Source organism: Methylobacterium sp. Leaf93 (genome assembly GCF_001422345.1).
Classification (GTDB): domain Bacteria; phylum Pseudomonadota; class Alphaproteobacteria; order Rhizobiales; family Beijerinckiaceae; genus Methylobacterium; species Methylobacterium bullatum.
The window spans coordinates 30,090-55,938 of record NZ_LMMS01000008.1; the positions used below are offsets into that span (position 1 = coordinate 30,090).

General features: G+C 67.4%; 26 protein-coding genes and 1 riboswitch. Of the genes, 18 read left to right on the plus strand and 8 right to left on the minus strand.

The window, feature by feature from the left end; all coding sequences use genetic code 11:
* The first annotated feature begins 138 nt into the window (after nucleotides 1–138).
* From ykgO to ASF26_RS07655, 3 genes are all read left to right on the plus strand, one after another.
* Nucleotides 139–264, plus strand: coding sequence for a type B 50S ribosomal protein L36 (gene ykgO / locus ASF26_RS07645; protein ID WP_003601867.1), 126 nt, complete (start codon nucleotides 139–141; stop codon nucleotides 262–264).
* An 84-nt stretch (nucleotides 265–348) separates the two neighbouring features.
* Complete coding sequence (locus ASF26_RS07650) at nucleotides 349–975, plus strand: tetratricopeptide repeat protein (RefSeq protein WP_056251739.1); 627 nt, start codon at nucleotides 349–351, stop codon at nucleotides 973–975.
* Between the two features lie 6 nt (nucleotides 976–981).
* Nucleotides 982–1,995, plus strand: coding sequence for an alpha/beta hydrolase (locus ASF26_RS07655; protein WP_056251742.1), 1,014 nt, complete (start codon nucleotides 982–984; stop codon nucleotides 1,993–1,995).
* Between the two features lie 5 nt (nucleotides 1,996–2,000).
* Here the strand turns inward: ASF26_RS07655 and pyk are convergent, their stop codons facing one another.
* A complete protein-coding gene (gene pyk / locus ASF26_RS07660; RefSeq protein WP_056251743.1) occupies nucleotides 2,001–3,437 on the minus strand; it encodes a pyruvate kinase in 1,437 nt (478 codons plus the stop codon).
* A gap of 362 nt (nucleotides 3,438–3,799) precedes the next feature.
* Here pyk and ASF26_RS22600 point away from each other — a divergent pair, with 362 nt between their 5' ends.
* Both ASF26_RS22600 and ASF26_RS07665 read left to right on the plus strand, forming a co-directional pair.
* On the plus strand, nucleotides 3,800–3,943 hold the full coding sequence (locus tag ASF26_RS22600) for a hypothetical protein (RefSeq protein WP_156462909.1): 144 nt from the start codon (nucleotides 3,800–3,802) through the stop codon (nucleotides 3,941–3,943).
* A gap of 114 nt (nucleotides 3,944–4,057) precedes the next feature.
* Nucleotides 4,058–5,536: a glycosyltransferase family 61 protein gene (locus ASF26_RS07665; protein ID WP_156462910.1), complete on the plus strand. Its 1,479-nt coding sequence runs from the start codon at nucleotides 4,058–4,060 to the stop codon at nucleotides 5,534–5,536.
* A 90-nt stretch (nucleotides 5,537–5,626) separates the two neighbouring features.
* Here ASF26_RS07665 and ASF26_RS07670 read toward each other — a convergent pair whose 3' ends face one another.
* Together ASF26_RS07670 and ASF26_RS07675 are read right to left on the minus strand one after the other, a co-directional pair.
* Complete coding sequence (locus tag ASF26_RS07670; protein WP_280136345.1) at nucleotides 5,627–6,058, minus strand: DUF1036 domain-containing protein; 432 nt, start codon at nucleotides 6,056–6,058, stop codon at nucleotides 5,627–5,629.
* Nucleotides 6,059–6,098: 40 nt separating this feature from the next.
* On the minus strand, nucleotides 6,099–7,427 hold the full coding sequence (locus ASF26_RS07675; protein WP_056251750.1) for a glycerate kinase: 1,329 nt from the start codon (nucleotides 7,425–7,427) through the stop codon (nucleotides 6,099–6,101).
* Between the two features lie 205 nt (nucleotides 7,428–7,632).
* Here ASF26_RS07675 and ASF26_RS07680 point away from each other — a divergent pair, with 205 nt between their 5' ends.
* A complete protein-coding gene (locus ASF26_RS07680) occupies nucleotides 7,633–8,379 on the plus strand; it encodes an N-formylglutamate amidohydrolase (RefSeq protein WP_056251753.1) in 747 nt (248 codons plus the stop codon).
* 89 nt (nucleotides 8,380–8,468) lie between these two features.
* On the opposite strand, the gene ASF26_RS07685 is transcribed toward ASF26_RS07680, so the two are convergent.
* Nucleotides 8,469–8,741: a hypothetical protein gene (locus ASF26_RS07685; RefSeq protein WP_056251754.1), complete on the minus strand. Its 273-nt coding sequence runs from the start codon at nucleotides 8,739–8,741 to the stop codon at nucleotides 8,469–8,471.
* A 343-nt stretch (nucleotides 8,742–9,084) separates the two neighbouring features.
* Here ASF26_RS07685 and ASF26_RS07690 point away from each other — a divergent pair, with 343 nt between their 5' ends.
* The 5 genes from ASF26_RS07690 to ASF26_RS07710 all read left to right on the plus strand — a co-directional run bounded on the left by ASF26_RS07690 (nucleotide 9,085) and on the right by ASF26_RS07710 (nucleotide 12,236).
* Nucleotides 9,085–9,393, plus strand: coding sequence for a DUF1244 domain-containing protein (locus ASF26_RS07690; RefSeq protein ID WP_056251757.1), 309 nt, complete (start codon nucleotides 9,085–9,087; stop codon nucleotides 9,391–9,393).
* Between the two features lie 82 nt (nucleotides 9,394–9,475).
* Nucleotides 9,476–9,742 carry a DUF2312 domain-containing protein gene (locus ASF26_RS07695; protein ID WP_018044356.1) on the plus strand — a complete coding sequence of 89 codons (267 nt, stop codon included), beginning with the start codon at nucleotides 9,476–9,478 and terminating at the stop codon, nucleotides 9,740–9,742.
* A 58-nt stretch (nucleotides 9,743–9,800) separates the two neighbouring features.
* Nucleotides 9,801–10,547, plus strand: a complete 747-nt coding sequence (locus ASF26_RS07700) for a response regulator transcription factor (RefSeq protein ID WP_056251762.1) — start codon at nucleotides 9,801–9,803, stop codon at nucleotides 10,545–10,547.
* On the plus strand, nucleotides 10,544–11,866 hold the full coding sequence (locus ASF26_RS07705) for an ATP-binding protein (RefSeq protein ID WP_056251766.1): 1,323 nt from the start codon (nucleotides 10,544–10,546) through the stop codon (nucleotides 11,864–11,866). Before ASF26_RS07700 ends, ASF26_RS07705 begins: the two co-directional genes overlap by 4 nt.
* Before the next feature lie 115 nt (nucleotides 11,867–11,981).
* On the plus strand, nucleotides 11,982–12,236 hold the full coding sequence (locus ASF26_RS07710) for a hypothetical protein (RefSeq protein WP_056251770.1): 255 nt from the start codon (nucleotides 11,982–11,984) through the stop codon (nucleotides 12,234–12,236).
* A 37-nt stretch (nucleotides 12,237–12,273) separates the two neighbouring features.
* Here the strand turns inward: ASF26_RS07710 and ASF26_RS07715 are convergent, their stop codons facing one another.
* The 4 genes from ASF26_RS07715 to ASF26_RS07730 all read right to left on the minus strand — a co-directional run bounded on the left by ASF26_RS07715 (nucleotide 12,274) and on the right by ASF26_RS07730 (nucleotide 19,366).
* Complete coding sequence (locus ASF26_RS07715) at nucleotides 12,274–13,614, minus strand: voltage-gated chloride channel family protein (RefSeq protein ID WP_056251775.1); 1,341 nt, start codon at nucleotides 13,612–13,614, stop codon at nucleotides 12,274–12,276.
* Between the two features lie 24 nt (nucleotides 13,615–13,638).
* Nucleotides 13,639–13,710: riboswitch (Fluoride riboswitch) on the minus strand.
* Between the two features lie 123 nt (nucleotides 13,711–13,833).
* Entirely contained in the window at nucleotides 13,834–15,387 is a 1,554-nt protein-coding gene (locus tag ASF26_RS07720) for a DUF882 domain-containing protein (RefSeq protein ID WP_082477554.1), read from the minus strand.
* A 223-nt stretch (nucleotides 15,388–15,610) separates the two neighbouring features.
* Nucleotides 15,611–17,692 (minus strand): L,D-transpeptidase family protein, encoded by a 2,082-nt coding sequence (locus ASF26_RS07725; RefSeq protein ID WP_056251778.1) that lies wholly within the window; start codon nucleotides 17,690–17,692, stop codon nucleotides 15,611–15,613.
* 180 nt (nucleotides 17,693–17,872) lie between these two features.
* Nucleotides 17,873–19,366 carry a sigma-54 dependent transcriptional regulator gene (locus ASF26_RS07730; protein ID WP_056251781.1) on the minus strand — a complete coding sequence of 498 codons (1,494 nt, stop codon included), beginning with the start codon at nucleotides 19,364–19,366 and terminating at the stop codon, nucleotides 17,873–17,875.
* Between the two features lie 293 nt (nucleotides 19,367–19,659).
* On the opposite strand from ASF26_RS07730, the gene ASF26_RS07735 reads away from it, so the two are divergent.
* The 7 genes from ASF26_RS07735 to ASF26_RS07765 all read left to right on the plus strand — a co-directional run bounded on the left by ASF26_RS07735 (nucleotide 19,660) and on the right by ASF26_RS07765 (nucleotide 25,848).
* Nucleotides 19,660–21,549 carry a M3 family oligoendopeptidase gene (locus ASF26_RS07735; protein ID WP_082477555.1) on the plus strand — a complete coding sequence of 630 codons (1,890 nt, stop codon included), beginning with the start codon at nucleotides 19,660–19,662 and terminating at the stop codon, nucleotides 21,547–21,549.
* 60 nt (nucleotides 21,550–21,609) lie between these two features.
* Nucleotides 21,610–21,834: an AbrB family transcriptional regulator gene (locus tag ASF26_RS07740; protein WP_056251784.1), complete on the plus strand. Its 225-nt coding sequence runs from the start codon at nucleotides 21,610–21,612 to the stop codon at nucleotides 21,832–21,834.
* Nucleotides 21,831–22,217: a type II toxin-antitoxin system death-on-curing family toxin gene (locus ASF26_RS07745; RefSeq protein ID WP_056251788.1), complete on the plus strand. Its 387-nt coding sequence runs from the start codon at nucleotides 21,831–21,833 to the stop codon at nucleotides 22,215–22,217. The genes ASF26_RS07740 and ASF26_RS07745 overlap by 4 nt, the downstream gene beginning before the upstream one ends.
* Nucleotides 22,218–22,324: 107 nt before the next feature.
* Nucleotides 22,325–23,689, plus strand: a complete 1,365-nt coding sequence (locus tag ASF26_RS07750) for an AarF/ABC1/UbiB kinase family protein (protein WP_056251850.1) — start codon at nucleotides 22,325–22,327, stop codon at nucleotides 23,687–23,689.
* A 170-nt stretch (nucleotides 23,690–23,859) separates the two neighbouring features.
* A complete protein-coding gene (locus ASF26_RS07755; protein ID WP_018044344.1) occupies nucleotides 23,860–24,153 on the plus strand; it encodes an aa3-type cytochrome c oxidase subunit IV in 294 nt (97 codons plus the stop codon).
* Nucleotides 24,154–24,247: 94 nt separating this feature from the next.
* Nucleotides 24,248–25,390 (plus strand): Re/Si-specific NAD(P)(+) transhydrogenase subunit alpha, encoded by a 1,143-nt coding sequence (locus tag ASF26_RS07760; protein ID WP_056251792.1) that lies wholly within the window; start codon nucleotides 24,248–24,250, stop codon nucleotides 25,388–25,390.
* 17 nt (nucleotides 25,391–25,407) lie between these two features.
* Nucleotides 25,408–25,848 carry a proton-translocating transhydrogenase family protein gene (locus tag ASF26_RS07765; protein ID WP_056145165.1) on the plus strand — a complete coding sequence of 147 codons (441 nt, stop codon included), beginning with the start codon at nucleotides 25,408–25,410 and terminating at the stop codon, nucleotides 25,846–25,848.
* Nucleotide 25,849: the final 1 nt, after the last annotated feature.

Below are 25,849 nucleotides of genomic sequence, written 5' to 3' on the forward strand. Positions count from 1 at the left end.
TCAGGCGCTCAAGCCTGATATGGCAACCGCCTTTCCGCGATGCGTGAACTACCATCGCCGAGGACGCCTTACCGAGGTGCCTCGTTCCCGAGACCCTATGGACAGGCGGCGGGCTCAAACCCGGCCGACGTGAGACCGATGAAGATTCGCAACTCCCTCAAGTCCCTCCGTGGCCGTCACCGCGACAACCAGCTCGTGCGCCGCAAGGGCCGCGTTTACGTCATCAACAAGACGCAGAAGCGCTTCAAGGCCCGCCAGGGCTGAGACGGCGGGCTGCCCGGCGATTCGGGGCAGCCGCGTCAAGCCAGCCTGTTGACGGCGGGGTGAAGGGCGAGGAAGCTCGCTCTCATGACGCTGTCCCGGCACCTTGGCATTCTAATCAACGCTGCGCTCCTGGGCGCGGCGGTTTTTTCGTTTGGGGTGTCGTCGGCCGACGCTCTGCCGCCACAGAGCCAGGGCAGGGAAAACGGCAAGGACGCACCCAAGAAAGTGCAGGCGCCGAGCCTCGAGGATCTCTATGCGAGGCTGAAGGGGTCCGAGGACGATGCCGAGGCCAAAGGCATCTCCCGCCTGATCGAGCAGCGCCTCGGGCGCTCCGGCAGCGCCACCGCCGACCTTCTCACGGAACGTGCCCGTCAGGCCATGTCGGGCCGCGACTATGCCCTCGCCGTCGAGCTGATGGACCGCGCTACCACCCTCGAGCCGCAATGGGCGGAGGGCTGGAACCGGCGGGCAACGGTGTTCTGGCTGCTCACCGACCAGACCAACGCCGTGGCCGACCTGCAACGGACGCTGGTGCTGGAACCACGGCATTACGAGGCCTGGGCCGCGCTGGGGCGGATCTATCTGTCCATGGATGACAAGCGTCGCGCCCTGGACGCTTTCCGCCGCGCCGCCGCCATCTATCCGCGCATGGAGAAGCTCCAGAGCGCCATCGACCGGCTTGTCCCTGAGATCGACGGACGGGACCTGTAACCGGACATGGTTCTCCTCCACTGGCTCGGCCTGATCGCGGGCGCGATGCTCGGGTTGGTCGTCAGCGTGCTCGCGGCCGGAGCCCTCGTCACCCTGATCGTCACCTTACGGGTCGGCGCCCGGTTTCCGCCGCAAGGGCCTTTCATCGCGGTGGATGGCGGGCGGCTCGCCACCATCCAGGCCGGCCCGACGACGTCGTCGAAGGGGACCGTCGTGCTTCTTCACGGAGCCTCCGCCAACGCGGCCGACCCGATGGAAGGTGTCGGTCGCAAGCTCGCCGAAAACGGCTTTCGCGTCATTGCCTTCGACAGGCCCGGATACGGCTGGAGCGACCGCCTTGGCGGCCGTGATGGGGGAAGCCCGGCGGCGCAGGGCCATGCGATCGCACAGGCGATCGAGCGCATGGGAACCGGCCCGGTGATCCTGCTCGGCCATTCCTGGTCCGGCGCCCTGGCCAGCGCCATCGCCCTCGACCATCCCGAAGTCGTCTCAGGTCTCGTGCTCGTGGCGCCGGTGGCGATGCCGTTCCCCGCGATGGCGCCCCTGCCATGGTATTATCGCGTCGCGCTGAAGCCCCCGGTCGCGTGGCTGCTCAGCCGCACCGTCGCGACACCGCTCGGCCTCTACTATCTGGAGCGCGGGGGCCGTGCGGCCTTCCGGCCGCAGGAGCTTCCCGGCGACTATCTCGAGCGGAGCCGCTCAGCCCTGGTGCTGCGCCCCGCGACGATGCTCGCGAATCTCGAAGACCTGATCGGCCTGCCCGCCGCCTTGGCGTCCCAGGCTCCACGCTACGGTGAGATCGCCGTTCCGACGGTGATCGTCTCCGGCGATGCGGATGCCGCGGTTCCGGCGGCGCGCCATGCCGAACCCCTCGCCAGACTCATCCCCGGCGCCCGGCTTGTTCTCCTGCCGGGCATCGGCCACATGGTGCCCTACATGGCAACGGACGCCCTCGTGGATGCGGTCGAAGGGCTCGCCACCCGGATCGGCGCGACGGGACATGAGCCCGTCGCGCCCTGAACCGATCAGGCTCTCGCGGCGTGATCGCGGGTGACGAAGGCGATCCGCACGAGGTTGGTGGCGCCCGGTGTCCCGAACGGCACGCCGGCCACCACGATGACCCGGTCGCCGATCTCGGCGAAGCGCTCGCGCACAGCGAATTTCGCCGCGCGGAAGGCCATGTCGTCCACGTCGCTGGCATCGTTGGTGACGATCGGGTGCGTGCCCCAGCACATGGCCAGGCGCCGGGCGGTTTCGCGCTTCGGCGTCAGGGCGATGATCGTGGCGTTGGGCCGCGAGCGGGCGAGCCGCAGGGCCGTCGATCCCGAATGCGTCCAGGCCATGATGGCGGTGAGGTTAAGGGCGTCGACCATCTGATGGGCGGCCGCCGCGATGGCGTCCGATGCGGTGGCGTCGGGCTCGGAGCGCTGGGCCGTGAGGATCGTCCAGTAGAGGGCGTCACGCTCCACCTGCTCGGCGATGCGGCTCATCATCGAGATTGCCTCAATGGGGAAGGCGCCGGACGCGCTCTCGGCGGACAGCATCACCGCATCGGCGCCCTCGTAGACGGCAGTCGCCACGTCCGAGACCTCGGCGCGCGTCGGCACCGGGGCCGTGATCATCGACTCGAGCATCTGAGTCGCGACGACGACGGGCTTGCCGAGGCGCCGCGCACCGCGTGTGATCCGCTTCTGTACACCCGGCACTTGCTCCAGCGGCATCTCCACGCCGAGATCGCCCCGCGCCACCATGATCCCGTCGGAGATCTCGATGATCTCGTCGAGGCGGGTGAGGGCCTGTGGCTTCTCGATCTTGGCCATGACCAGGGCGCGGCCGGCGGCGACCTTCTTCACCTCGGCCACGTCCTCGGGACGCTGAACGAAGGAGACCGCGATCCAGTCCGCCCCGGCATTGAGCCCGGCTTCGAGGTCGCCGCGATCCTTCTCGGTCATCGCCGCCACCGGGATCACGGTGTCGGGCAGGGACACGCCTTTGCGGTTGGAAATCCTGCCGCCGATGACGACCTCGGTCACCGCGCGTCCCTCGGAGACCTCGGTCACGACCAGGCGCAACTTTCCGTCATCGATGATGACGACGTGGCCCGGTTCCAGCGCGGAGAGAATCTCGGGATGCGGCAGGTAGACCCGATGGATGTCGCCCGGCGCCGGATCCGAATCGAGCACGAACGAAGCGCCGTTCTCGAGGATGGCGCCGCCCTCGGCAAAGGCGGCGACCCGCAGCTTCGGACCCTGGAGATCCACCAGGACCGCGATGGGCCGGCGCAATTCGCGCTCGATGGTGCGGATCACCTCGATCTTCTCGGGCAATTTCTCGCGCGGAAGGTGGCTCATATTGAGCCGGAACACGTCCGCACCGGCGCGGAACAACTTCTCGATCATCTCCGGCGTGTCGGAAGCCGGACCGAGGGTGGCGATGATCTTCGTGCGGCGCGAGCGTTTCACTCCGGTCTCCAAGTTTTTTTTGAGGATACCCGTCGGATTCGAACGGCCGATTGGGGGCGAGGGGTCACAAGCACCGAGGCGGGCCGCGCGTCAAGGTTCCGCGCTCATATCAATTGGCAAGAGACATGCCTGCGCGCTCGGTACAGGGCAGGCGTCGTGTCCGTTCGGAAGCGGCGGGGCGTGAGCCATAAGGCAGTTCGCCTTGCGCCCCGTGATACGAAAACGGCCGACCCGACAGGAGGGAAAATTCAGTAGCAGGGGCTGGTACTTCACTTTGACATCACGGCGCGCCTTGAGGTAGGCCCGCGTGGCAGGACCGGAGTTGTACCCAGTCTGGTTTCCCATCAAAGCAGGAGAAATCGATGGCCGAGCAAGCAACTTCCCAGCGCTCTGAAGCGGCTGAAAAGCGGCGCCAGGACCGTATCGTCGCTCGCAAAGCGGCGCGCCGCAAAGCGCGTGTCGAAGCCCGTCCTGTCAAGGCATCGGATTCGACCAGCGAGAGCTGAGCGATCGAACGGACGGGGAATATGCTCTCCCCAAATTGCACGCCGGCTCCCGCTTATTGAGACGGGTCATCGCGGGTTCGCAGCCTTGGGCCGAAACGACGGAGTTGGACGAGAGTGAGCGTTGGGAAGACCGAAGCATCGCCCAGCGATGCGAATGCAGCGCTCCGTGCCTGTCGCCGCCATGCCGTGGCAAACGAATGGACCGCTGTGATCGACAAGACGGAGGATCGCTCCCTCCAAATCTTGCAGCCTCAGTTGATCATGCAACGGCTTTATGCGGCGCTGATGTTGAATGACGAGGTGCTGGTCACTCAGGTGACCGAGCGCGTCCTCGAACCTGACATCTCTGTGGGCGTGAAGCTCGCGGCGGTGAAGGAACTGGCCTTACGCGAGCACCCCGAAAAAGGCGCCCGTATCCTGATCGCCGATTCTGAGGCCCAGGCCTCGCCGCGCTTCGGCAAAGCCGCCAGACACGTCTTCAAGCATTTGCAGGATCCTATCCTCAAGAAGCAACTCAAGGACTGCGTGAGTAACTTCCGCGGTGGCGGCGACCTGATCAAGAGCGACAAAACGACCTTTACTTTCAGGAACCAGCCAAAGAACGAGGTCTGGGGCACGGTTGCCCTGACGACATCACCAAGAACTTCCTCTCATCATGCCGAGATGCTCGCCAGCGATGCGGTGAAATTTCGTGAATCGGCAGAAGCGGGGAAACAACCGAGAGTTATTGAATACCGAGATGTCTTCACGGAGCCCTCGGGCCAGATCTGGACCGAGAAGGGTGAAATCATTCTCTCCCGTGCAATGCCCATCGCGACCTTGGACAGATCATCCGTCGAGACAGTCTCCATCGGATTTGCTGGAAATCGCGGAAGCCGTGGCATCTACCATTGGATCGCAGATTATCTCCCCCGCCTCGCCTGGATTCCCGATAGCGATATTCTCGATGACGAAGGCTTCAAAATCCTACTGAATGGGGGCAACCCCGGCTTTGAGCAGGTGACACTGGATATTCTCGGCTTCGGCGCAGCGGCGAAGAAACTGACCGGACCGGTCTTCGTCGAACGGCTGCTTCTAGCGCCCGTCACCTTCAAGGGCATGGTAGGCTGGAAACACCTCGATCCGATCTACGAGACGCTGGGGAAGGAGGCCAGCCGGTTGGCGGCCGAGCACGGTGTCACGCTTCCGGATCGGCTCTACATTACGCGGCGCGATGCAAAACGTCGCGTACTGACCAACGAAGCTGAGATCGAGACCCTCGCCCGTGAACGTGGCTTCGAGATCCAGGAATTTTCGAACATTCCGCTCTGGCACCAGATTGCCCTCGCCCGGCATGCCTCGGTGATCATGGCGCCCCATGGTGCGGGCCTGTCCCATATTGTGTTCTCGCGACCAGGAACGATGATCCTAGAATTGCTGCCGATCAAAGACGGCTCATATGCGCTTCGCTTCAACTACGCGCGCCTGTCGATTGCCAAGGGGCACGATTACCGCGCTTGGCTGGAAGAGCAGCAGATCGTCGTCAATGAATGGACGATCGACCTCGATGCGTTCGTACCTTTCCTCGATTCGGCGCTACACAAGGCCGCATAACGCAACAAGATAGCTGAAGCCTGTCATTTTGCTGCAATCCGGCCCTGTCCCTTAGAGCAGCCATGCTCGTCGGGTGAGGGCCTCGTCCGCTCAAGGCGCCGCAGGCTGGCTCGGGTCGGTGAGTTGGATCGTCCAGCTCTTCTGCTCGCCGGTATCGACCTCGTAGAAGCCGTTGCGGTCGTAGCCGCGCGCAAGACAATCCTCGACGCCGCGAATCGTGAATTCGGTGTCGCGGGTGCACATAAGCGACCGGCCGTTCCACTCGCCACCGCGGGTATAGTCCACCGCGTAGACGTAATAGAACCGCGCGGCCAGGGCGCCGCGCAACAGGGTTTCGCACCCTTTGGGCGCCACGTCCCACCATCCTTCCGTCACCCAGCCCTGCGTATCGCGATATCCCAGCGAGATACCGACCTTGCTTGCGGTCTGGTTGCACATCCGCAGATCGGCGCGGGCGGGCGAGGCGGTGAGGAAGAGGGCGGCCAGCGGAGAGGCGAGCCAGAAAACCTTCCCCCTCCCCACGCGCGGCGGGGAGGGGATCGTACGGCGACGGCTCACGCCGTTAACCGACGAGGATGATGCGGCAATCGTTGACATTGGTGCGCGTGGGACCTGGCTGGACGAGATCGCCGATCGTGGCGAAGAACTTCGTCGAATCATTGTCCGCGAGCATCGCAGCCGGATCGAGGCCGGCGGCGCGGGCGCGCTCCAGCGTCGTCGGGTCGACGAGACCGCCGGCCGGATCGGTGGCCTCGCCGCGTCCACCGTCGGTGCCGTCGGTATCGGCGGCAATGCCGAGGATGCCGGATTCGCCATCAAGGCCGATCGCGAGGGCGAGGGCGTATTCCTGGTTCGGGCCGCCATGGCCCTCGCCGACGATGGTCACGGTGAGTTCACCGCCGGAGATGATCGCCACCTTGCGGCCGGCCGCCTTCATTTCCTTGGCGAGGGCGGCGTGTTCCGCCGCGACCTCGCGGGCCTCGCCCTCCACGTCGGGGCCGAGCATCACGACCTCGTAGCCGGCGCGCTTGGCCGCGTCGGACGCCGCGTTCAGGGCATCAATGGGACGGGCGATGATGCGGTATTCGGCTCGGGCGAAGGAGGGGTCGCCCGCCTTCGGGGTCTCGTTGGCCGGGTCGTTGAGGAGAGCCTTGGCGGTCTCGGGCAGGGGGATGTTGCGGCGCTCGCAGATCTCGCGGGCATCGGCGAGCGTCGAGGGATCGGGCACGGTCGGACCCGATGCAATCACCGCCGGGTCGTCGTGCGGCACGTCGGAGATGGCGAGCGTCAGGATCGAACGAGCGTTGCGGGCCATCATGGCCAGACGTCCGCCCTTGATCCGGGAGAGATGCTTGCGCACCGCGTTGATCTCGTTGATCGGCGCACCCGAGCGCAGCAGCGCCTTGGTCACCGCCTGTTTCTCGGTGAGGGTGAGGTCGCCGGCGGGCGCGATCCAGTTGGCCGAACCGCCGCCCGAGAGCAGCACCAGCACGTCGTCCTCCGGACCGGCATCGGCCGCGATCTTCAGGGCGTCGATGGTGGCATCAATGCCGGCCTGGTCCGGCACCGGGTGCCCGGCCTCGACCATGCGGATCATCGGGGCATCCTCGCCGTAGCCGTGGCGGGCCACCGCCAAGCCGACGATGCGGCTCTCGTCGACGCCGTGCTGCTCCCGATAGAACCGGCTCGCCACGGCGGCCATGCTGCCGCCGGCCTTGCCGGCACCGAGGATGATCAGCCGGCCGGGCCCCGGCGCGGGCAGGTGCGGCACCAGGCAGCGGGAGGGATGCGCGGCGGCGATCGCCTCGTCGAGGAAACCGAGAAGCAGGCCGCGAGCGGCATCGTGGGACGAAGGGGAGGAAGCGGGCGAGGCGTGTGAAGGCGCGGTCATGGCGTGTCCGTGTCTCATCAAGGTCCGATCGCGCGGGCCGGATTGCTTGTCCGCCGGATTATTGCCGTGGCGGCGCGATCGCCTATACGTGCTGTGCCCGAGCCCTGCCGCCTCGGCAAGCGCGCGATGACGCGACCGGCGGCTCGTTTCCTGCCTGCCCAGGGGGATTTTCCCCCAATCGGCTCTGAAGGACCGTGCCCACCTCATGTTTCCGCCGCATCCCGTCGAGACGATCCCAGGCGATCCCGCATCCGGCCTCCTTCTCATCTGCGAGCACGCTTCGAATCACGTACCGGAGGATCTGGCGCAGCTCGGCGTTCCGGAACGGGAATTCGCGCGCCACATCGCCTACGATATCGGCGCGGCAGAAGTGACGCGGCGGCTCGCGGCGCATCTCGGCGTGCCGGCCATCCTCACGCGGTTCTCGCGCCTCGTCATCGACCCCAACCGGGGGCGCGAGGACCCGACGCTGGTCATGCGCCTGTCGGATGGTGCGGTGGTGCCGGGCAACGCCCGCATCGACGAAGCCGGCAAGGACGAGCGCATCAGGCGCTTCTACGTGCCCTTCGACGAGGCGGTGGATGCGGTGGTCGCGCAGGCCACGGAGGCGGGCGTGCCGCCCTCGATCGTCACGATGCACAGTTTCACGGCCTCGTGGCGCGGCTATATGCGGCCCTGGCATGTGGGCATCCTGTGGGACGGGGACGACCGGATGAGTGCGCCCCTCATCGCCGGCTTGCGCGCCGATCCCGCCGGACTGACGGTGGGCGACAACGAGCCTTATGGCGGCGGCCTGCCGGGGGACACGATCGATCGCCACGCCATCGCGCGCGGTCTTCCCAACGCCCTTGTGGAGATCCGGCAGGATCTCATTGCCCTGGAGCCGGGCCAGATCGAATGGGCGGCGCGTTTCGCCAAGCTCCTCCGACCGCTGATGCCGACCGCCAGCTGAATTTCTTCCTGCGGCGTAGCGACGAGTGCGCGCACGAAAAACGGCGGAGCTCACGCCCCGCCGTCTTCGTCATTGCCGTGGTGCCGGGTTTAGCGGGGGCCGCCGGACGTGCGACCGTACTGCCAGACCGGGAAGCTGTTCTGCTCGGCATTGCCTTCCCGAGCGGAGTCGCTGTCGCGCCGGGCGACGATGGAGCCCGTGGTCAGATCGTCATCGACGACGGTCTGCCGACCGGCATAGCCGGGAGCCGCATGGGCCGAGATACCGGCAGGAGCCGTATAGCTCTGGGCAAGAGCGGGAGAAGCAACGGTGGCCACACTCAAAACGACGGCGGCAACGGCGGAAGCAAGACGAGTGTTCATGACTGAGTCCTATTAGGTTTCGCGGTCTCCGTCATAGGGCGGTGGGCCGTGAGTTCTTGTGTAGGCCTGATGTAGGCCGACCACCGTCGCAATGTCGTGCGGTTTGGCACCCCATGCACGAGGCGACTGGCCAACACCTATGAAAGGCATTGCCCTGCACGGGATGCACACAACGCGGACCAGGGACGGCCCTGGCCGTCGATAGCACGCGCTTCACGTAGGTGATGACGCCATGGTGCCGGATCGAGGGCCAGGATCGCCGTCCCTCACGGACACGGGACCGCAGGAGAGCGATGGTGTATTCGGCAGCGGCCGACCGCAAACCCCTTCAGAGGATTTCACGATGACCGAGATCGACCCCGCCACCCGGACCGAGCTCGAAGCCGCAGTGTTCCGCCGCCTGGTGGCGCATCTTCAGAAGCGCGCCGACGTCCAGAACATCGACCTCATGAACATGGCCGGCTTCTGCCGGAACTGTCTGTCGAACTGGATGAAGGACGCAGCAGACGAGCGCGGCCTCGGACTCACCAAGGACGAGACCCGTGAGCGCGTCTACGGAATGCCCTACGAGGAATGGAAGCGGCTGAACCAGGCCGAGGCTACGCCCGAGCAACAGGCGGCCTTCTCGAAGGCCCAAGCCGAGCCGCACTAAGCTTCCGGTAAGCGTGATCGCTTAACCAGCCTCCTCCGGCGCATCCCACCCGATGCGCGTCAGATCAGGAATTGAGACGCTCATGGCCGCTTCCGCCGCACCCGCCGTCGATGCCTCCTCGGTTGCCGCCGACCAGCTCAAGAGCTTCATCGAGCGCATCGAGCGCCTGGAGGAGGAGAAGGCCGGCCTCGCCGGCGACATCAAGGACGTCTATGCCGAGGCCAAGGGCACCGGCTTCGACGTGAAGGCCCTGCGCAAGATCATCTCCCTGCGCAAGAAGGACCATGCCGAGCGCCAGGAGGAGGAGGCGATCCTGGAGCTCTACATGCAGGCCCTCGGCATGGTGTAGGCCGACATCACGGCGTGTCGGCCCATCCATTCGAGCATCGGGCAGGGCGATAGCGACGATGCCTCAGCTCCTCGACACGCCCTCGCTTGCCGGCTCGGCACACATCCTCCTCGTGGAGGATGACGACGGCATGCGGATGCTCGTCACCCGCCTGCTGCGGGAGAACGGCTACCGCGTCACCGGTTGCCGCCACGGCGGGGAGATGTGGCGGCTCCTGCCGGAGGGTGGCATCGATCTCGTCCTCCTCGACGTGATGCTGCCCGGCGCCTCCGGCATCGATCTTCTGCGGAGCCTGCGCGCAAAGAGCACGGTTCCGGTCATCATGGTCAGCGCCCGCAACGAGGAGGCGGATCGCGTGCTCGGCCTCGAATTCGGGGCGGACGATTATGTGGCCAAGCCGTTCGGACGGCCGGAACTGCTCGCCCGGATCCGCGCAGTTCTCCGGCGCTCCGCCATCGCCGCGACCGCGCCGGATACGTCCCGGAGCGAGAGCGTGGCCTTCGACGGCTGGCGTCTCGACCTGCGCAGCCGCTCGCTCCGCGACCCCGAGGGCGCGGGCGTCGACCTGTCCGGGGCGGAATACGACCTGCTCTTGGTGTTCCTCGACCATCCGAACCGCGTCCTCGGCCGCGAGCAGATCCTGGAACTGTCCCGCGCCCGCCTCGGCTCGCCCTCGGACCGCAGCGTCGATACCCTGGTCAGCCGACTTCGGCGAAAGCTGGAGCCGCCGGAGGGCCACACCGCGATCATCAAGACGGTCCGCGGCTCCGGCTACATCTTCAGTGCGACGGTCGAGCGGAGGTGAGGCGGCTGCTTGCCCTCGCGCGCAGCCTCGAGGCGCGCACCATGGCCGTGCTGCTCGTGGCCATCGTCGTCGTCCATGCCGGGGCATTGCTGCTCTATCGCCAATCGGCGGTGGGTGCCGCCGACGAGGCCTTCGCGCAGCAGCTCGCCACTCAGCTCGCTCTGGCGCGGGAAGGCCTGATCCGGCGGCCGGTGATGGAGCGCGACACGGAGGCGAGGGCATTGTCCTCGCCGCATTTCGAGATTGGGTGGTCGAAGGCCCCTCCGATCCGCCCGCAAGAGCGTGACGATCCCGTGCTCTGGTCGCTCAGGTCCCGCATCCTCGCCCTCCAGCCGAGCCTCGGCCCCGGGCTCGTCCTCGCCATGGGGGAGGGGGAGGATGCGCTGCACGCGCAGGATCTGAGCGGGGCGCTCTCGCTGCCGGACGGCGGCACGCTGACCTTCCGTTCCGCCCATGCTCCGAACCTCGCCCGCCTGGGAGCCTGGGCTTTCGTCTCGACGGCGGTGGCGATCCTCGTCGGCCTCGCCGCCGTACTGCTCGTGCATCGGATCGCCAAGCCCTTGCGCAGCCTCACCCGAGCCACGGAAGCGATCGGCAACGGCCCCGTGGTCGCCGTGCCCGAGGCCGGCCCGGACGAAACGCGCGGAATCGCCCGCGCGCTCAATGCCATGCAGCACCGCATTCACGGACTGGTCTCCGAGCGGACTCAGGCACTCGCGGCCGTCTCCCACGATCTGCGCACGCCCATCGCCCGGCTGCGCCTGCGCATCGAACGCCTGGCCGATGCCGAGGAGGGGCAGGCCATGTCCGGCGACCTCGACGAGATGCAGGCCATGATCGACTCCACGCTGGCTTATCTGCGCGGCGATACGGACCCGGAGCCACGCCGGATCACCAACGTGGCGAGTCTCGCGATGAGTGTCGCCAATGCCGCCGCCGATGCAGGCCGGCCCGTGACGTATGACAGCCCCGCCAGGGCGCTGGCGGAGGTTCGACCCGTCGCCCTGCGGCGGGCGCTGGAGAACCTCGTCGACAACGCCGTGCGCTACGGCGAACGAGCCGCCATGATCCTGGAAGTCGGCGAGGACGCGGTCGTCCTGAGGATCGAGGATGACGGCCCCGGTATCGCCCCCGAGGAGGTGGAGAGCGCGTTCGCGCCGTTCACGCGCCTGGAGGCCTCGCGCAATCGCCATACCGGCGGCACCGGTCTGGGCCTCACCATCGCCCGGCGGGCGATCCAGGCCGAGGGCGGCAGTCTCACCCTGACCAATCGGGCCGAGGGCGGGTTGCGGGCCGAGCTGATCCTGCCGCGCGTGTAGGCCCGCGACACGCCTGACACACTTCGTCACGAGGGCGGCGCGCGGGCGTCAAACGGCATTTCCATCTCCTGGATCGACGCGGCGGAGCAGCCGCGCAACCACGGAGACACCGACCATGACACGCTTCACGCGCAGCCTCGCCGCCACCGGGATCCTCTTCGGCCTCGCGGTTCCGGCCCTGGCCATCGACGGGCACGGCAACGCCAGCAACCCCTCCGTCTCGGTCCCGAACACCGGGACCGTGTCGGGCGGCCCGGCCCATCGCGACGACCCGCGCGTTCAGGAATCCAAGGAGGTCGGACGTGACGGGAAGCCGCTGCATTCCGACAAGGATGGCCACGCCCACGGCCACAGCCACGACAAGAAGTGACGATCGGGTGGGAGGTGCGAGGCCGCCTCCCGCCGCTTCAACGCCGGGTGCGCGCCTCGCGCAGGGTGGAGCCGGGCTCGACGGCGCCGCCCTTCGAGACGGCGATGCGCTGCGACAGGTAGATGCCGTGATGGCCCGAACAGGCATAGGCGGCAAAGCACGCGACCGCCATGGCGACGCCGTGCGTCGCCCCGAACAGCTCGATCCCCATCAGCGTGCAGGCGAGCGGCGTGTTGGCGGCGCCCGCGAAAACCGCCACGAAGCCCAGCGCCGCCATCAGGTCGAGGGGCGCCCCCATCACTCCGCTAAGGGCATTGCCGAGGGCGGCGCCGATGAAGAACAGCGGCGTCACCTCGCCGCCCTTGAAGCCCGAAGCCAGGGTGACGACGGTGAAGAGGATCTTCCAGGCCCAGGACCAGGGATGGACCTCCGGGCCGAAGAAGCTCGCGATGCTCAAGCCTCCCGCATCCGGCGCGGTGACGCCGAGGCCGAGATAGTCACGGGTGCCGACCGCGTAGACGAGGCCGATCACCGCCAGGCCGCCGAGGACCGGGCGCAGGGGTGCGTAGGGAATCAGGCGCTTCAACCACCCGCCGAGGATGTGGTTGGCCTCGGCGAAGACGAGGGCCACGAGCCCGAAGGCGACACCCGCGACGGCGACTTTCGCCAGTAGAATCGGATCCAGGGCGATGGGGCCGGTCGCATCCGCCAGATAGGCGATGCGGAACAGCGAATGGTGGATGCCCCAGGCCTGGCAGGCCCAGTCGCCGATGACGGCCGCGAGCAGGCAGGGGATCAGAGCGGCATATTCCACCCGGCCGACGGCCAGGACTTCGAGGGCGAAGACGGCCCCGGCGATGGGGGTGCCGAACACCGCCCCGAACCCTGCCGCCACGCCCGCCATCAGCACGATGCGCGTGCCCGCCGGATCGAGCCTGGCCAGGCGCCCGATGGCGCTGGCGAGGCTGGCGCCGAGTTGCACCGCCGTGCCTTCCCGACCGGCGGACCCGCCGAAGAGATGGGTCACGACGGTCCCGAGGACGATCAGCGGCGCCATGCGCAGGGGAACGCCGCCACCGGGCTCGTGGATCTGATCGACCACGAGGTTGTTGCCGCCCTCCACGCCGCGCCCGACGCGGTGGTAGAGCAGGCCGATGGCAAAGCCCCCCACAGGCAGCAGGAACAGCAGCCAGGGATGCGTGAACCGGGCATTCGTGGCGACGTCCAGGCACCAGAGAAAGGCCGCGCAGAGGGAGCCCACCACGGCCGCCATCGGCACGAGGATCACCGCCCAGCGGGCGAACGCGATCGCCCAGGCCACGCGGACCATCGTGGCGCGCTTCAGGTCGGCGATCCGGTTCTTGAAGGAGACAGGCATGGTTCCACCGTCTTGCTGCGTGGCAAAAGGTTAGGAATCATCAGCCCTTATGGCGGTTCGGCTTTGCGCCCGGCAGAATCCATTGCCGCAGCCTTCGTGTCGCGTGGCGGGCAACGCGTCAAGCCTGTGGCAAGAGTTCGGGTCCGACGATACCCACCCCATTGCCGCCGCCGGGGCGTCGGCCTCGACGCATGTCGGAGACCATCACATGAGCGAGGCTCAGCGCCCGGCAGCCACCGCACGGGTGGACGAGCCGGTGAAGCGCGCGGCGGTGAGGTCGTCGCCGGGGCTACGTCCGGAGAAACGGCTGCGCACGCCGCTCTCCGGCTGGGCGACGAAGCCGGCCGGCGCGGCATCGGCGCGGGCGCGGGCCGGGGCGACGTGAACGGGAGAGGCGCGGCTTGCCGGCGCGGTCTCCGCGGCGGCCACCTCGAACAGGGCGCGCAGCTGCGTGCGTGCATCGGCATCGGCGGCCACGGGCCGGGCGAAGCGGGTGGGCGTCGCGGTGACGGTCGGCGTCGCGGCCATCCCCGTAGGAGCGAGGCTCGCCACCTGAATGGCGGGACGCGGCGGCGGCAGGGGCATGGTGAGGGCGGCGGAGACGGCGGCGAATTCCGATGGCCGGCGCGGCGGAAGCGGCACGTCGATCGAACTCGATTCCGCTTCGGCGGGGATCGCCGGCTTGGAGATGTCCGGGGTCTTGGAGACGTCCTGGGTCAGGAGGCTCTGGGCATCGCGTCCGTCACGACGCAGGAGAGCGCCCTTGAGGGCATCGGAGGCGGCCGGGGCGGCATAGGCAAGCGCCTCGCGGGTGCCGGACTGGTCGTCCGGATCGGCGCTGGCCACGAGAACGGTGGGCTTTGCCCGGGCGCGGGCCGGAGCTTCGGGCGGCGGCGCAGGGGTCTTGGAGCCGCCACCGAAGAGGCTGGCGAAGAAGCCCTTGATGCTCGGGCCGTCATCTTCCTCCTGCATCGCCACCTGGGTCACGCCGAGCACGGTGCCGCCGCGGGCCAGCACCTCGGCACGGGCCAGCTCGTAGCCGGGAAGGGGCCGATTGTCGGTGGGCAGGTGCACGGTCTTGCCGTCGGGGAACAGGCGGGCGAGCTGATCGTGGCTCATGCGCGGCCAGGAGCGGACGGAACCGACATCGAGATGGACGAAGGGCGAGCCGGCATGGGGATACCAGCCGACACCGCCGCGCTGCATCCGCATGCCGACGGCGCGCAGTTGGTCGATGGAAACATCCGGCAGGTAGAAATCCATCGCCTTGCCGAGCATGTGCTGGCTGTACTCGGCCACCGCGCGCGACCGGCGGCGCAGCATGGCGTTGGTGCCCGGTGACCGATAGGCCGAGACCACTGTTATCGGCTCCTGCGAGCCCACCGACCGGTAGGCCTCCCACACCGTGTCGAACAGGCGCGGGTCCATCTTGGTGGGCTCGTCCAAGCGCCAGTCGCGCAGCATCCAGTTAAGTTGCTCCAGCGCCGCACGGTCGTAACGCCCGTCACGCTTGAACGTGATCGTGGCGCTCTCTTTCGTGTGGGTATGGTATATCGAGAGAGTGCGGGTATCGCCGTTGGCGACCGCATCCTGCGTCCCCCGCGTGCCCGCGCCGAGGGCCAGGGCGATGCCCGACGCCGCGACGATCGAACGGCGCAGACGGGGATGGGAGAAGGCGTCGCGGAGATAGCCCCGAAGGCGAGAGATCGGCTGGGTGGATCGGTCGGCCGGCTGGGCCTCTTCACGCAGCGGAATGCCCACGATCGTCCTCACCTCTGCCAGACCACGCGTTGTCGCGTGGATCATGGTGAACGCAAGGTTACCGAAAACCGTAAACGAAAGGTTCTCGGATCCTCAGCCATTCGCCGGTCGAAACAACGGCTATGTTTGAACCGTGGCGAAATCGTGCCGGCCCGCCGCCTGGATTGGGCATCGGCAAGAGCGGCATCGCACATTCCCCGCCGCGTGGCATTCGCGCAACCACACCGGCTGTGCGTCACCACCAGCCGCGGGAGACCGGGGCAGGGGCCGGTGCCGGTCCCCAGGGATCGACAGGGGCCGCTTCGGCGGATCTGGCCGCCGGTGCCCTGACCGCCCGCACGGGATTGGCGCCGGAAGGAGCGGAATGCGACGCGGCGCGGCGAACCTGCGGCGAAGCCCCGGCCGCGCTCGGCGCCGGTGTGGCCGGCCGCGCCGCGACCTTGGCCGGCGCTTTCACCGGCGCCTTGGCGACGAGCAGGCTGCCCGGCGCGAGACCGAGGGCGATCTTCATGCGCGCATCGTGACCGTAGAGATCCGAAAACGTGCGCAGGGATCCGCGCTCGTCCGCATCGAGGGTGAAATAGGCGAGATGTACCGGCAGCTTCTCGGGCAGGCGGATGGTGCGCTCGCCCTTGCCGATGAGCTTCTTCAACCGCTCGCTCGACCATGCTTCGGGCAGGACCGAATCGGCGAACCGGAAGGGATCGTCCACGCGCACGCAGCCATGGCTCATCGCCCGCTGGGAGGCGGAGAACAGCGAACGGTTGGGTGTGTCGTGCAGGTAGACGGCATGGTTGTTGGGGAACAGGAACTTGATGAATCCGAGCGCATTCCGCTCGCCCGGCGGCTGGCGCACCGAGATGTTGCCGTTGCGATAGACGACCTCGTAGCCGCGACGGGCCGCGTAGTTCGGGTCGCGGGCCAGGGCGGGCAGGAACTCGTTCTTGAGGATCGAGGGCGGCACGTTCCAGGACGGGTTGACGACGGCGTATTCCATCATCCCCGAAAAGACCGGCGTGGGCGTCTCGGCCTTGCCGACGATGACGCGGGTCTCGTCGCGCTGCGTGCCGTTGCGGACCACCCGCAGGCGGAATTCGGGGATGTTGACCAGGACGTAGTCACGACCGAGGTCGCTCGGCAGCCAGCGCCAGCGCTCCATGTTGACGAGGACGGTCGCCTCCTCGTCGCCGACGCGGGAGGATGACTCGGCCCGGCCCAGGGCGGCGACGGTCTGCGGCGTGAGCGTGCCGGTGGCCGGCAGGCCGCGGCCGCGCTGGAACTTCGCCACGGCAGCGGACACGTTCGCATCGAACGCATCCGGCTCACCGGAGGCGGCGTCGAGGGTGCCGGCGGTCCGGGTCGGCAAGCCGAAATGGCGGCGGAGCGCGGGGACGCGGGGGTCGTTCATGCCGACCTTGAGCACCGGCCCGGCGGGAATTGCCACGGGCGATGCCGCCATGGGCGCGCCGTGGAGAGTGCGCAGGCTGGCGAGTCGCGCCTTCAGAGCGAGGTAGCCGGCTTGCGCCGGGTTGTAGCCCTGCAGCACGGTACCGGCTTGCGGCCCGGCACTGGCGACGCGCGTCAGGACGGCATCCGCGCCGGGAATGTCGAGGGTGGGCGTGATCAGGCGGGATATGGCGGACAGGTTGATGCGCGCCCCGCGTGCGTCCTTGGCGTAGAGCACGATGGCGGCCGAGAGTTTCAGCTCGATCTCGGCGGTCTGGGCCTCGGTCAGTCCCTGCGTACCGATGACCGGCACCGGATAGGCCTGGACGTTGAGGCCGTCCTCGGCCGCGAGGGAAAGACGGGACGCGGCAGCCTTGGCGGCGGGGGTGAAGGCGCCATCGACCACCCAGACCGGCTTGAAGTCACCGAGCCCGTAGAAGGCCTGCATCGCCTCCCGGTCCTTGGTGCTCAGGCGTGCGAGGAGAGGGGCCGGATCGGCGAGGCGGGCGGCGAGGGCCGCCCCCATCGGATCGGTCGGCACCGGAGCGGCGGCCACGGCGCCAGCGGGTTCGGAGCCGGCCTCGGCGTTCGTGGTCTCCGCCTTGCCCGTCTCGGGTGGGCCCCCTGGCGTTTGGGCGGCCTCTCCCGCTGCGGCGGGTTTCGCCGGGTCGGGGGAGGGCGATACCGGCGCGGAGATCGCGCCGGTCGCCACCGTGTCGCCTTGCCCCTGCTCGGGCAAGGCCGACGGCGCGGCAGCGCTCTGCACCACGGATGGAGCCGGATCGAGCCGGGGTTCGGCCTTTACCGCGTAGCCGACACAACCCGCCATCAGGGCAGCCAGTGCGACGGAGGCGGAGCGCGAAGCGCCCATGATGAAACTCCCGGAACCGGCCGTAACGGCCGTGTTTGAGCTCAAAACAATCGCTGCTTGCGCCACCGCTTGCAACGGCGCGCGGGCAACAGTGGAAGCCCGGCATGCGCCGGAGGCCGGAAACGCAGTGCCGTGACGCACATCCCAATCCGAAGGATGCGAAGGGATCGCTCCCGCGTCTCAGGCAGCGGCTTCGTCGCCCTTCTCGTCGCCGTCGAGACCGAGATCCTTCAGCTTGCGGTAGAGCGTCGAGCGACCGATGCCGAGGCGCCTCGACACTTCCGACATGCGGCCCCGGTAATATTGCAGGGCGAAGCGGATGATCTCCGCCTCCAGCTCGTCCATCGGTTTCATCTCGCCGGACTCCTCGGTGACGAGGGTCATGGCATGGGGGTCGCGGACCTCCACGCGGACGATCTCGCGCACCGGCTCCGGGGTCCCGGCATGGACCATGGGCTGGACCGGGGCGGCCGGAATGCGCACGTCGAACCCTTCGACCTGGGCGGCGATCTGAGGGAACTCGGCCACGGTGAGCTCGTCGCTATCGGCGAGCACCACCGCGCGGAACAGGGCGTTTTCGAGCTGGCGGACATTGCCGGGCCAGCCGTAGCGGCTGAGCAGCGACATCGCCTCCGGCGTGATCGCACGGACACGCTTGCCCTCCTCCGCCGCGAAGCGCGCGCAGAACGAGCGCACCAGATCCGGGATATCCTCGCGGCGCGCCCGGAGGGGGGGCAGGGTCATCGGGAAGACGTTCAGGCGGTAGTACAGGTCTTCACGGAAGCGGCCCTGCTTCACGAGGTCGAGGAGCGAGCGGTTCGTGGCCGAGATGAGGCGGATGTCGATTCGGACACTGCGCTTGGCGCCCACCGGATCGACCTCCCCCTCTTGCAGGGCGCGCAGGAGCTTCACCTGGGCATCGAGGGGGAGTTCGCCGATCTCGTCGAGGAACAGCGTACCGCCCGACGCCTCGACGAACTTGCCCACATGGCGCTCGGTGGCGCCGGTGAAGGCGCCCTTCTCATGCCCGAACAGGGTCGATTCGACGAGGTTGTCGGGAATCGCCCCGCAATTGACCGTGACGAAGGCCTTGCCGCGCCGGTCGCCCGACCCTTGGATCGCGCGCGCCAGCACCTCCTTGCCGACACCGGATTCACCCTCGATCAACACCGGAATGTTGGACTTGGCCGAACGCTCGGCCAGCCGGATCACGCGCTCCATGTCGGGGCTGCGCGAGGACAGGTCCTTGAAGGTGAGCGAGCCGGAGGCGCGCCGCCGCATGCGCCGGACCTCCTCCTCGAGCTGGTCGACCTTGAGGGCGTTCTTGATCGAGACCTGGAGCCGTTCGGCACCGGCGGGCTTCACCACGAAATCGGTGGCACCGGCCCGCATGGCGTTGACCACCGCATCGATGGAGCCGTTGGACGTCTGGACGATGACGGGGATGTCGAGACCCGACTGGCGCATCTGCGCCATGACGCCGAGACCGTCGAGGCCACCGGGCATCACGAGATCAAGGAGCACGACGTCGATCGGTTCGCCCGAACGCAGCACGGACAGCCCATCCTCGCCACTCTCGGCGACCTTCACCTCGAAGCCGAGGCGACGCACCATCGCTTCGGCGAGCCGGCGCTGGACGGGATCGTCGTCGACGATGAGGACCGTTGTCGACATGCGGAGAGCCTCGACCGTGTGCTGAGAAAGGCGATCGTCCCAGGGATATCGCCCTGCGGGTCGGCCACCGGTGTTTCGTTTCGATCCGTAGGGTGAGCGAAGAGCGTAAAGCTGCTCTTAACGACGATCCCACTTTCTTCCCTGATGGTCCACTCCCCGGCCGAGGCGGGGCGAACGAGGGCCATGCCGGAGATTCGTTGCGGCCGAATGGGCCGAATCGGTTGATCGCGGAGCCTCACCGCTCGATATCAGCGGAAACGGCGGGGAAACGCCGCTTCAGGATCAAAGACATCATGTCGAGTCGTGCCGTCGTCCATGCCAGCCTCTCTAGCGCCGCCCGGATGCCGGCCGGGCAACGATCGGAAGGAACGAACGTCGCGCGGGCGGCCGCTCTCGCCCTCGACCTCGGCTCGCTTCCCGAATGGGATTTGAGCGACCTCTATTCCGGGATCGATTCGCCGGATTTCCGCGCCGACCTGATCCGGGCGGAAGGCGACTGCAGCGCCTTCTCGGAGCGTTACGGCGGCGCCATCGCCGAGATCGCCGGCGGACCCGACGCGTCCGCTCGCCTCGCCGAGGCGGTGGCGGCCTATGAGGCGATCGAAGACCGGCTCGGCCGTCTGATGTCCTTCGCCGGCCTCGTATACTCCGGCGACACCACGGACGAGCGGCGCCAGAAGTTCTACGGCGACACCCAGGAACGGCTGACCACGGCCTCTGGCCACCTGCTCTTCTTCGCCCTGGAGATCAACCGGGTCGATGACGGCGTTATGGACGCCGCCATGGCGGATGGTCCTCTCGCGCATTACCGCCCCTGGATCGAGGATCTGCGCCGCGAGAAGCCGTATCAGCTCGACGACCGCACCGAGAAGCTGTTCCTCGAGAAGTCGGTCACCGGGCGCTCCGCCTGGAACCGGCTGTTCGACGGCACGATCGCATCCCTGCGCTTCCCGCTGCAGGGCGAGATGCTCACCCTCGAGCCGACGCTCAACAAGCTGCAGGACCCGGACGGGGCGGTCCGCAAGGAAGCGGCGGGGGCCCTGGGCGACGTGTTCCGCGCCAATCTGCGGACCTTCACCCTCATCACCAACACCCTGGCCAAGGACAAAGAGATTTCCGACCGCTGGCGCGGCTTCAAGGACGTCGCCGACGACCGGCACCTCTCCAACCGGGTCGAGCCCGAGGTGGTGGCGGCCCTAGTGGACGCCGTCCAGGCCGCCTATCCGCGCCTGTCGCACCGCTACTACAGGCTGAAGGCCAAGTGGTTCGGGGTGGACGTCCTGCCCTATTGGGACCGCAACGCGCCGCTGCCACGGGTCGAGCAGCGCACCATTCCCTGGGCGGAGGCGCGCGACATGGTGCTCGACGCTTACGGCGCGTTCTCGCCGCGCATGGCCGACATCGCCAAGACCTTCTTCGACCGCCGCTGGATCGATGCGCCGACGCGGCCGGGCAAGGCGCCGGGCGCGTTCGCCCATCCCACCGTGCCCTCGGCGCATCCCTATGTGCTGGTGAACTACCAGGGCAAGCCGCGGGACGTGATGACCCTGGCGCACGAACTCGGCCACGGGGTGCATCAGGTACTCGCCTCACATAACGGTGCGCTGATGGCGCCGACGCCCCTGACGCTGGCCGAGACCGCGAGCGTGTTCGGCGAGATGCTCACGTTCCGGCGCCTGCTCGCCGCCACCACCGATACGGTTCAGCGCCGGGCGATGCTGGCCGCCAAGGTCGAGGACATGATCAATACGGTGGTGCGCCAGATCGCGTTCTACCTGTTCGAGCGGAAGGTCCACCTCGCCCGCGCCGAGGGCGAGCTCACCGCCGAGCAGATCAACGGGCTCTGGATGTCGGTGCAGGCCGAGAGCTTCGGCCCGGCGATCTCCCTCGATGCCGGCTACGAGCCGTTCTGGGCCTATATTCCGCACTTCATCCACTCGCCGTTCTACGTCTACGCCTATGCGTTCGGCGACTGCCTCGTGAACTCGCTTTACGGCGTCTATGCCAATGCCGAAGAAGGTTTCGTGGACCGCTACTTCGCATTGCTCTCGGCCGGCGGAGCAAAGCCCTACGGCGAACTGCTCGCTCCCTTCGGCCTCGATGCCAGCGACCCCGCCTTCTGGCAGATCGGCCTCAACATGATCGAGGGGATGATCGTCGAACTGGAGGCGATGGAGGGATAAAGCTCCTTTGCGCCAACGGCCTTTCGTTGTACATGACGTACAACGAAAGGCTCGCCCGTCATGAAGCTCGAAGTCAAGAAGATCGGCAATTCCACCGGGCTCATCCTGCCGCGGGAACTGCTGGGTAAACTCAACCTTTCGCAGGGCGACTGGCTTTCGGTGACGGAGAACGCGGATGGCTCGGTGCGGCTTTCGCCTCTCGACCCGACTTTCGAGAGGGGAATGGAAATCGCCGAGAAGGCGATGAAGAGCTACCGCAACGCGCTCTCCGAGCTTGCGAAATGACGACGGTCGTCTGGCTGACGAGCGATCTCGTCCAGGCCATTCACGCCCGTCAGCTCAAGTTGTTCGGCGGCCCGCCAGGGTTGCGGGACGAAGGGGCGCTCGAATCGGCTCTCGGCCGGCCAGTGAATCGGGCAGCCTATGGTGAGGCGGATTTGGCCGAATTGGCCGCTGCCTACGCCTTCGGCATCGCCAAGAACCATCCTTTCATCGACGGAAACAAGCGGGCGGCACTGCTGGCGCTCGTGACGTTTCTGGGCCTCAACGGGATCGATTTCCTCGCGAACGAGGCAGAGGCCGTCGTCATGATACGGAACCTCGCCGCGAGCGAGATCGACGAGAACGGCCTCACTCGCTGGATCCGCGACAACTGGCCGGCGGCGTAACCCCTACAGCGACCCAAGTTCCGCGACCCATGGGCCCATGGCCCTGGTACCCTTGAGGAAGGGGCCTATCTCGTGGTGACACCCCTTCGTCGCGCAGAATGGACCCGATGGCCGATCACGACAACGAAGCCAACCGCTTCTCGGCGCGCGCCAGCCGCTATGCCCGTGTCGGCGCCAATGTCGGGGGTGTCGCCGCGCGGATGGCCGGCGCCAAGCTGTTCGGAAAGGGAGAGACCCCCACCAACGCGGCCGCTCTGGCGCAGGCGCTCGGGGGACTGAAAGGCCCGATCATGAAGGTGGCGCAACTCCTCGCCACCGTGCCGGACCTGCTGCCGCCGGAATACGCGACCGAACTCCAGAAGCTCCAAGCCGACGCGCCGCCGATGGGTGCGGCCTTCGTCAAGCGCCGGATGATGGCCGAACTCGGCCCCGACTGGCAGAAGCGGTTCGGCTCCTTCGACCTCAAGCCCGCCGCTGCCGCCTCCCTCGGCCAGGTTCATCGGGCGACCGGCCTCGACGGGACGCCCTTCGCCTGCAAGCTCCAGTATCCCGACATGCAATCGGCCGTGGAGGCCGACCTGAAGCAGCTCGAAATTGCCTTCGCCCTGCACCGTCGCCTCAGTTCCTGGCTCGACACCCGCGAGATCGCCAAGGAGATCGGCGCCCGCGTGCGCGAGGAGCTCGACTACGAGCGTGAGGCCAAGCACGCGGCCCTCTACGGGGCCGTCCTGCAGGACATCGCCGAGGTGAGGGTGCCCGCCATCCACACCGATCTCTCCACCAAGCGTCTCCTCACCCTCGGCTGGCTCGAAGGCGACCGGATCCTCGACTTCTCCGATCAGCCCCTCGACATCCGCAACCGTCTTGCCCGGGCGATGTTCAAGGCCTGGTGGCACCCGTTCAGTCGAGCGGCCGTAATTCACGGCGATCCGCATCTCGGCAACTACACGGTCTTCTCCGAGGACGGTGAGGCACGCGGGATCAACCTGCTCGATTACGGCTGCGTCCGCATCTTCCACCCCCGCTTCGTCGGCGGCGTCGTCGATCTCTATCGCGGCCTCCTGGAGAACGATCACGCCCGGATCGTCCACGCCTACGAGGTGTGGGGGTTCAAGAACCTCAACAAGGAGCTGATCGAGATCCTCAACATCTGGGCCCGGTTCATCTACGGCCCGATCCTCGAGGATCGCACGAGGACGGTGGCGGATGGCGTCAAGCCCGGCGAATATGGCCGGCGCCAAGCCTTCGAGGTGCATCAGGCCCTCAAGCAGCGCGGACCCGTGACCGTGCCGCAGGAATTCGTCTTCATGGACCGCGCCGCCGTGGGGCTCGGCGCGGTGTTCCTACACTTGCGCTCGGAGCTGAACTACCACCGCCTGTTCGAGGCCGAAATCGAGAGATTCTCCCTAGAGACCCTGACCGAACGGCAGGGCACGGCGCTGGCCGCGGCGGGACTTCCATCCCCCGAGTAATCGGCAGGATTAGCCGCCTGTTCATGACAAGCGGGGATCGACTGTCATTCTCCGGGATAAAACCGGCTTTCCATATTTTCGCGAGCCGGTATCTCGATTGCGGGTGACAGAGGCATGCGCTAAATCCGCTTGGAACCAATCAAGATGATACCCAAGGGGACGACGACAAGATGGCCGATGCGAAGACCGTGACCGGCGTACGTTACAGCCCGGCGATGGATGAGAAGACCCACGAACAGACCTACCGTGGGTTTGTCCGGTTCGTGGAAATCGGCACCTTCGTGGTGATCTGCTGGGTGCTCGCGTTGGCCGTGGGTGGCATTCGCGAGGCTTGGCTCACGGCGATCTTCGGCGTGCTGCTGTCGGGCGTGGCGGGCACGGTGGGCGCGCTGTCGCCTGTCGTCGGTTGGAAGGCTCCCGCTGCGGTCGCTGTTCTTCTGCTTCTGTACCTCTTCTTCGCGTGACGTAGCCACGGACCGCTGGTATACCAGAGGTCCGGGCTCTATATTCCTGCTAAGCTACGGCGATCGCGAACGATCGCCGAGGGGGACCTCCTGAATGCGCATCGCTGTTTTGACAGAGTCGGACCCCGCCGAGCCGCGGGTCGCGGCGGTGCCCGAGACGATCAAGAAATTCAAAGGCCTCGGGGCCGACGTGACGGTCCAGTCCGGGGCAGGCCTCAAGGCCGGCGTTCCCGATGCGGATTACGAGGCGGCGGGCGCCACCATCGCGGCTACGGCGGCGGAGGCCGCAACGGATGCCGACCTCGTCCTCAAGGTTCGCCGTCCCAACGAGGACGAACTCAAGCTCCTGAAGACCGGCGCCACCGTCGTCGCCATCATGGATCCCTACGGCAACGAGACCGCGCTGAAGGCCATGGCCGATGCGGGGATCAGCGCCTTCTCCATGGAGCTGATGCCGCGCATCACCCGCGCGCAGGTGATGGACGTTCTCTCCTCCCAGGCTAACCTCGCCGGCTATCGCGCCGTGGTCGATGGCGCCGCAGAGTATGGCCGCGCCATGCCGATGATGATGACGGCCGCCGGCACCGTGCCCGCCGCCCGCGTCTTCGTGATGGGCGTCGGCGTCGCCGGCCTTCAGGCCATCGCCACCGCCCGCCGCATGGGCGCCGTGGTGACCGCCACCGACGTGCGGCCCGCCACCAAGGAACAGGTCGAATCCCTGGGCGCCAAGTTCGTGGCAGTGGAGGACGACGAGTTCAAGCAGGCCGAGACGTCCGGCGGCTATGCCAAGGAAATGTCGGCGGAATACCAGAAGAAACAGGCCGATCTGGTGGCGACGCACATCGCCAAGCAGGACATCGTCATCACCACGGCGCTCATCCCCGGGCGCCCCGCTCCGAAGCTCGTCTCGGAGGCGATGGTCGCCTCGATGAAGCCCGGCTCGGTGCTCATCGATCTCGCCGTCGAGCGCGGCGGCAACGTCGCCGGCGCCAAGGCCGGCGAGATCGTCACCACCGATAACGGGGTCAAGATCGTCGGCCACGTCAATGTCGCCGGCCGCCTCGCAGCAACCGCGTCGAGCCTCTACGCCCGCAACCTGTTCGCCTTCGTCGAGACCCTGATCGACAAGGAGTCCAAGGCCCTCGCCGTCAAGTGGGACGACGAGTTGGTGAAGGCGACGAACCTCACGCGGGACGGACAGGTGGTCCACCCGTCCTTCCAGTCCACAGCAGCCTGATCGCGACGGAGAGACAGATGGCAACCCTTCCTCCCGAACAGGCCGCCGAACAGGCGCGCGCAGCGGCCGCGACCGCGCGTACCGCCGCCGATCAGGCACAGAGCCTCGCCGACAGCCTCGGTCAGGGCATCAGCCACGGAATCGCCGCCGCCACCCATGGCGCGGTCGATCCCACCGTCTTCCAGCTCGCGATCTTCGTGCTCGCGATCTTCGTCGGGTACTACGTGGTGTGGTCGGTGACCCCGGCGCTCCACACCCCCCTGATGTCCGTCACCAACGCGATCTCCTCCGTCATCATCGTCGGCGCGCTCCTCGCCGCCGGCGTTCCGCTGATCGAGAAGGGCACCGGCTGGGCGCGCTTCTTCGGCTTCGTCGGCATCGTCCTCGCCAGCGTCAACATCTTCGGCGGCTTCCTCGTTACCCAGCGCATGCTCGGCATGTACAAGAAGAAGGCCTGAG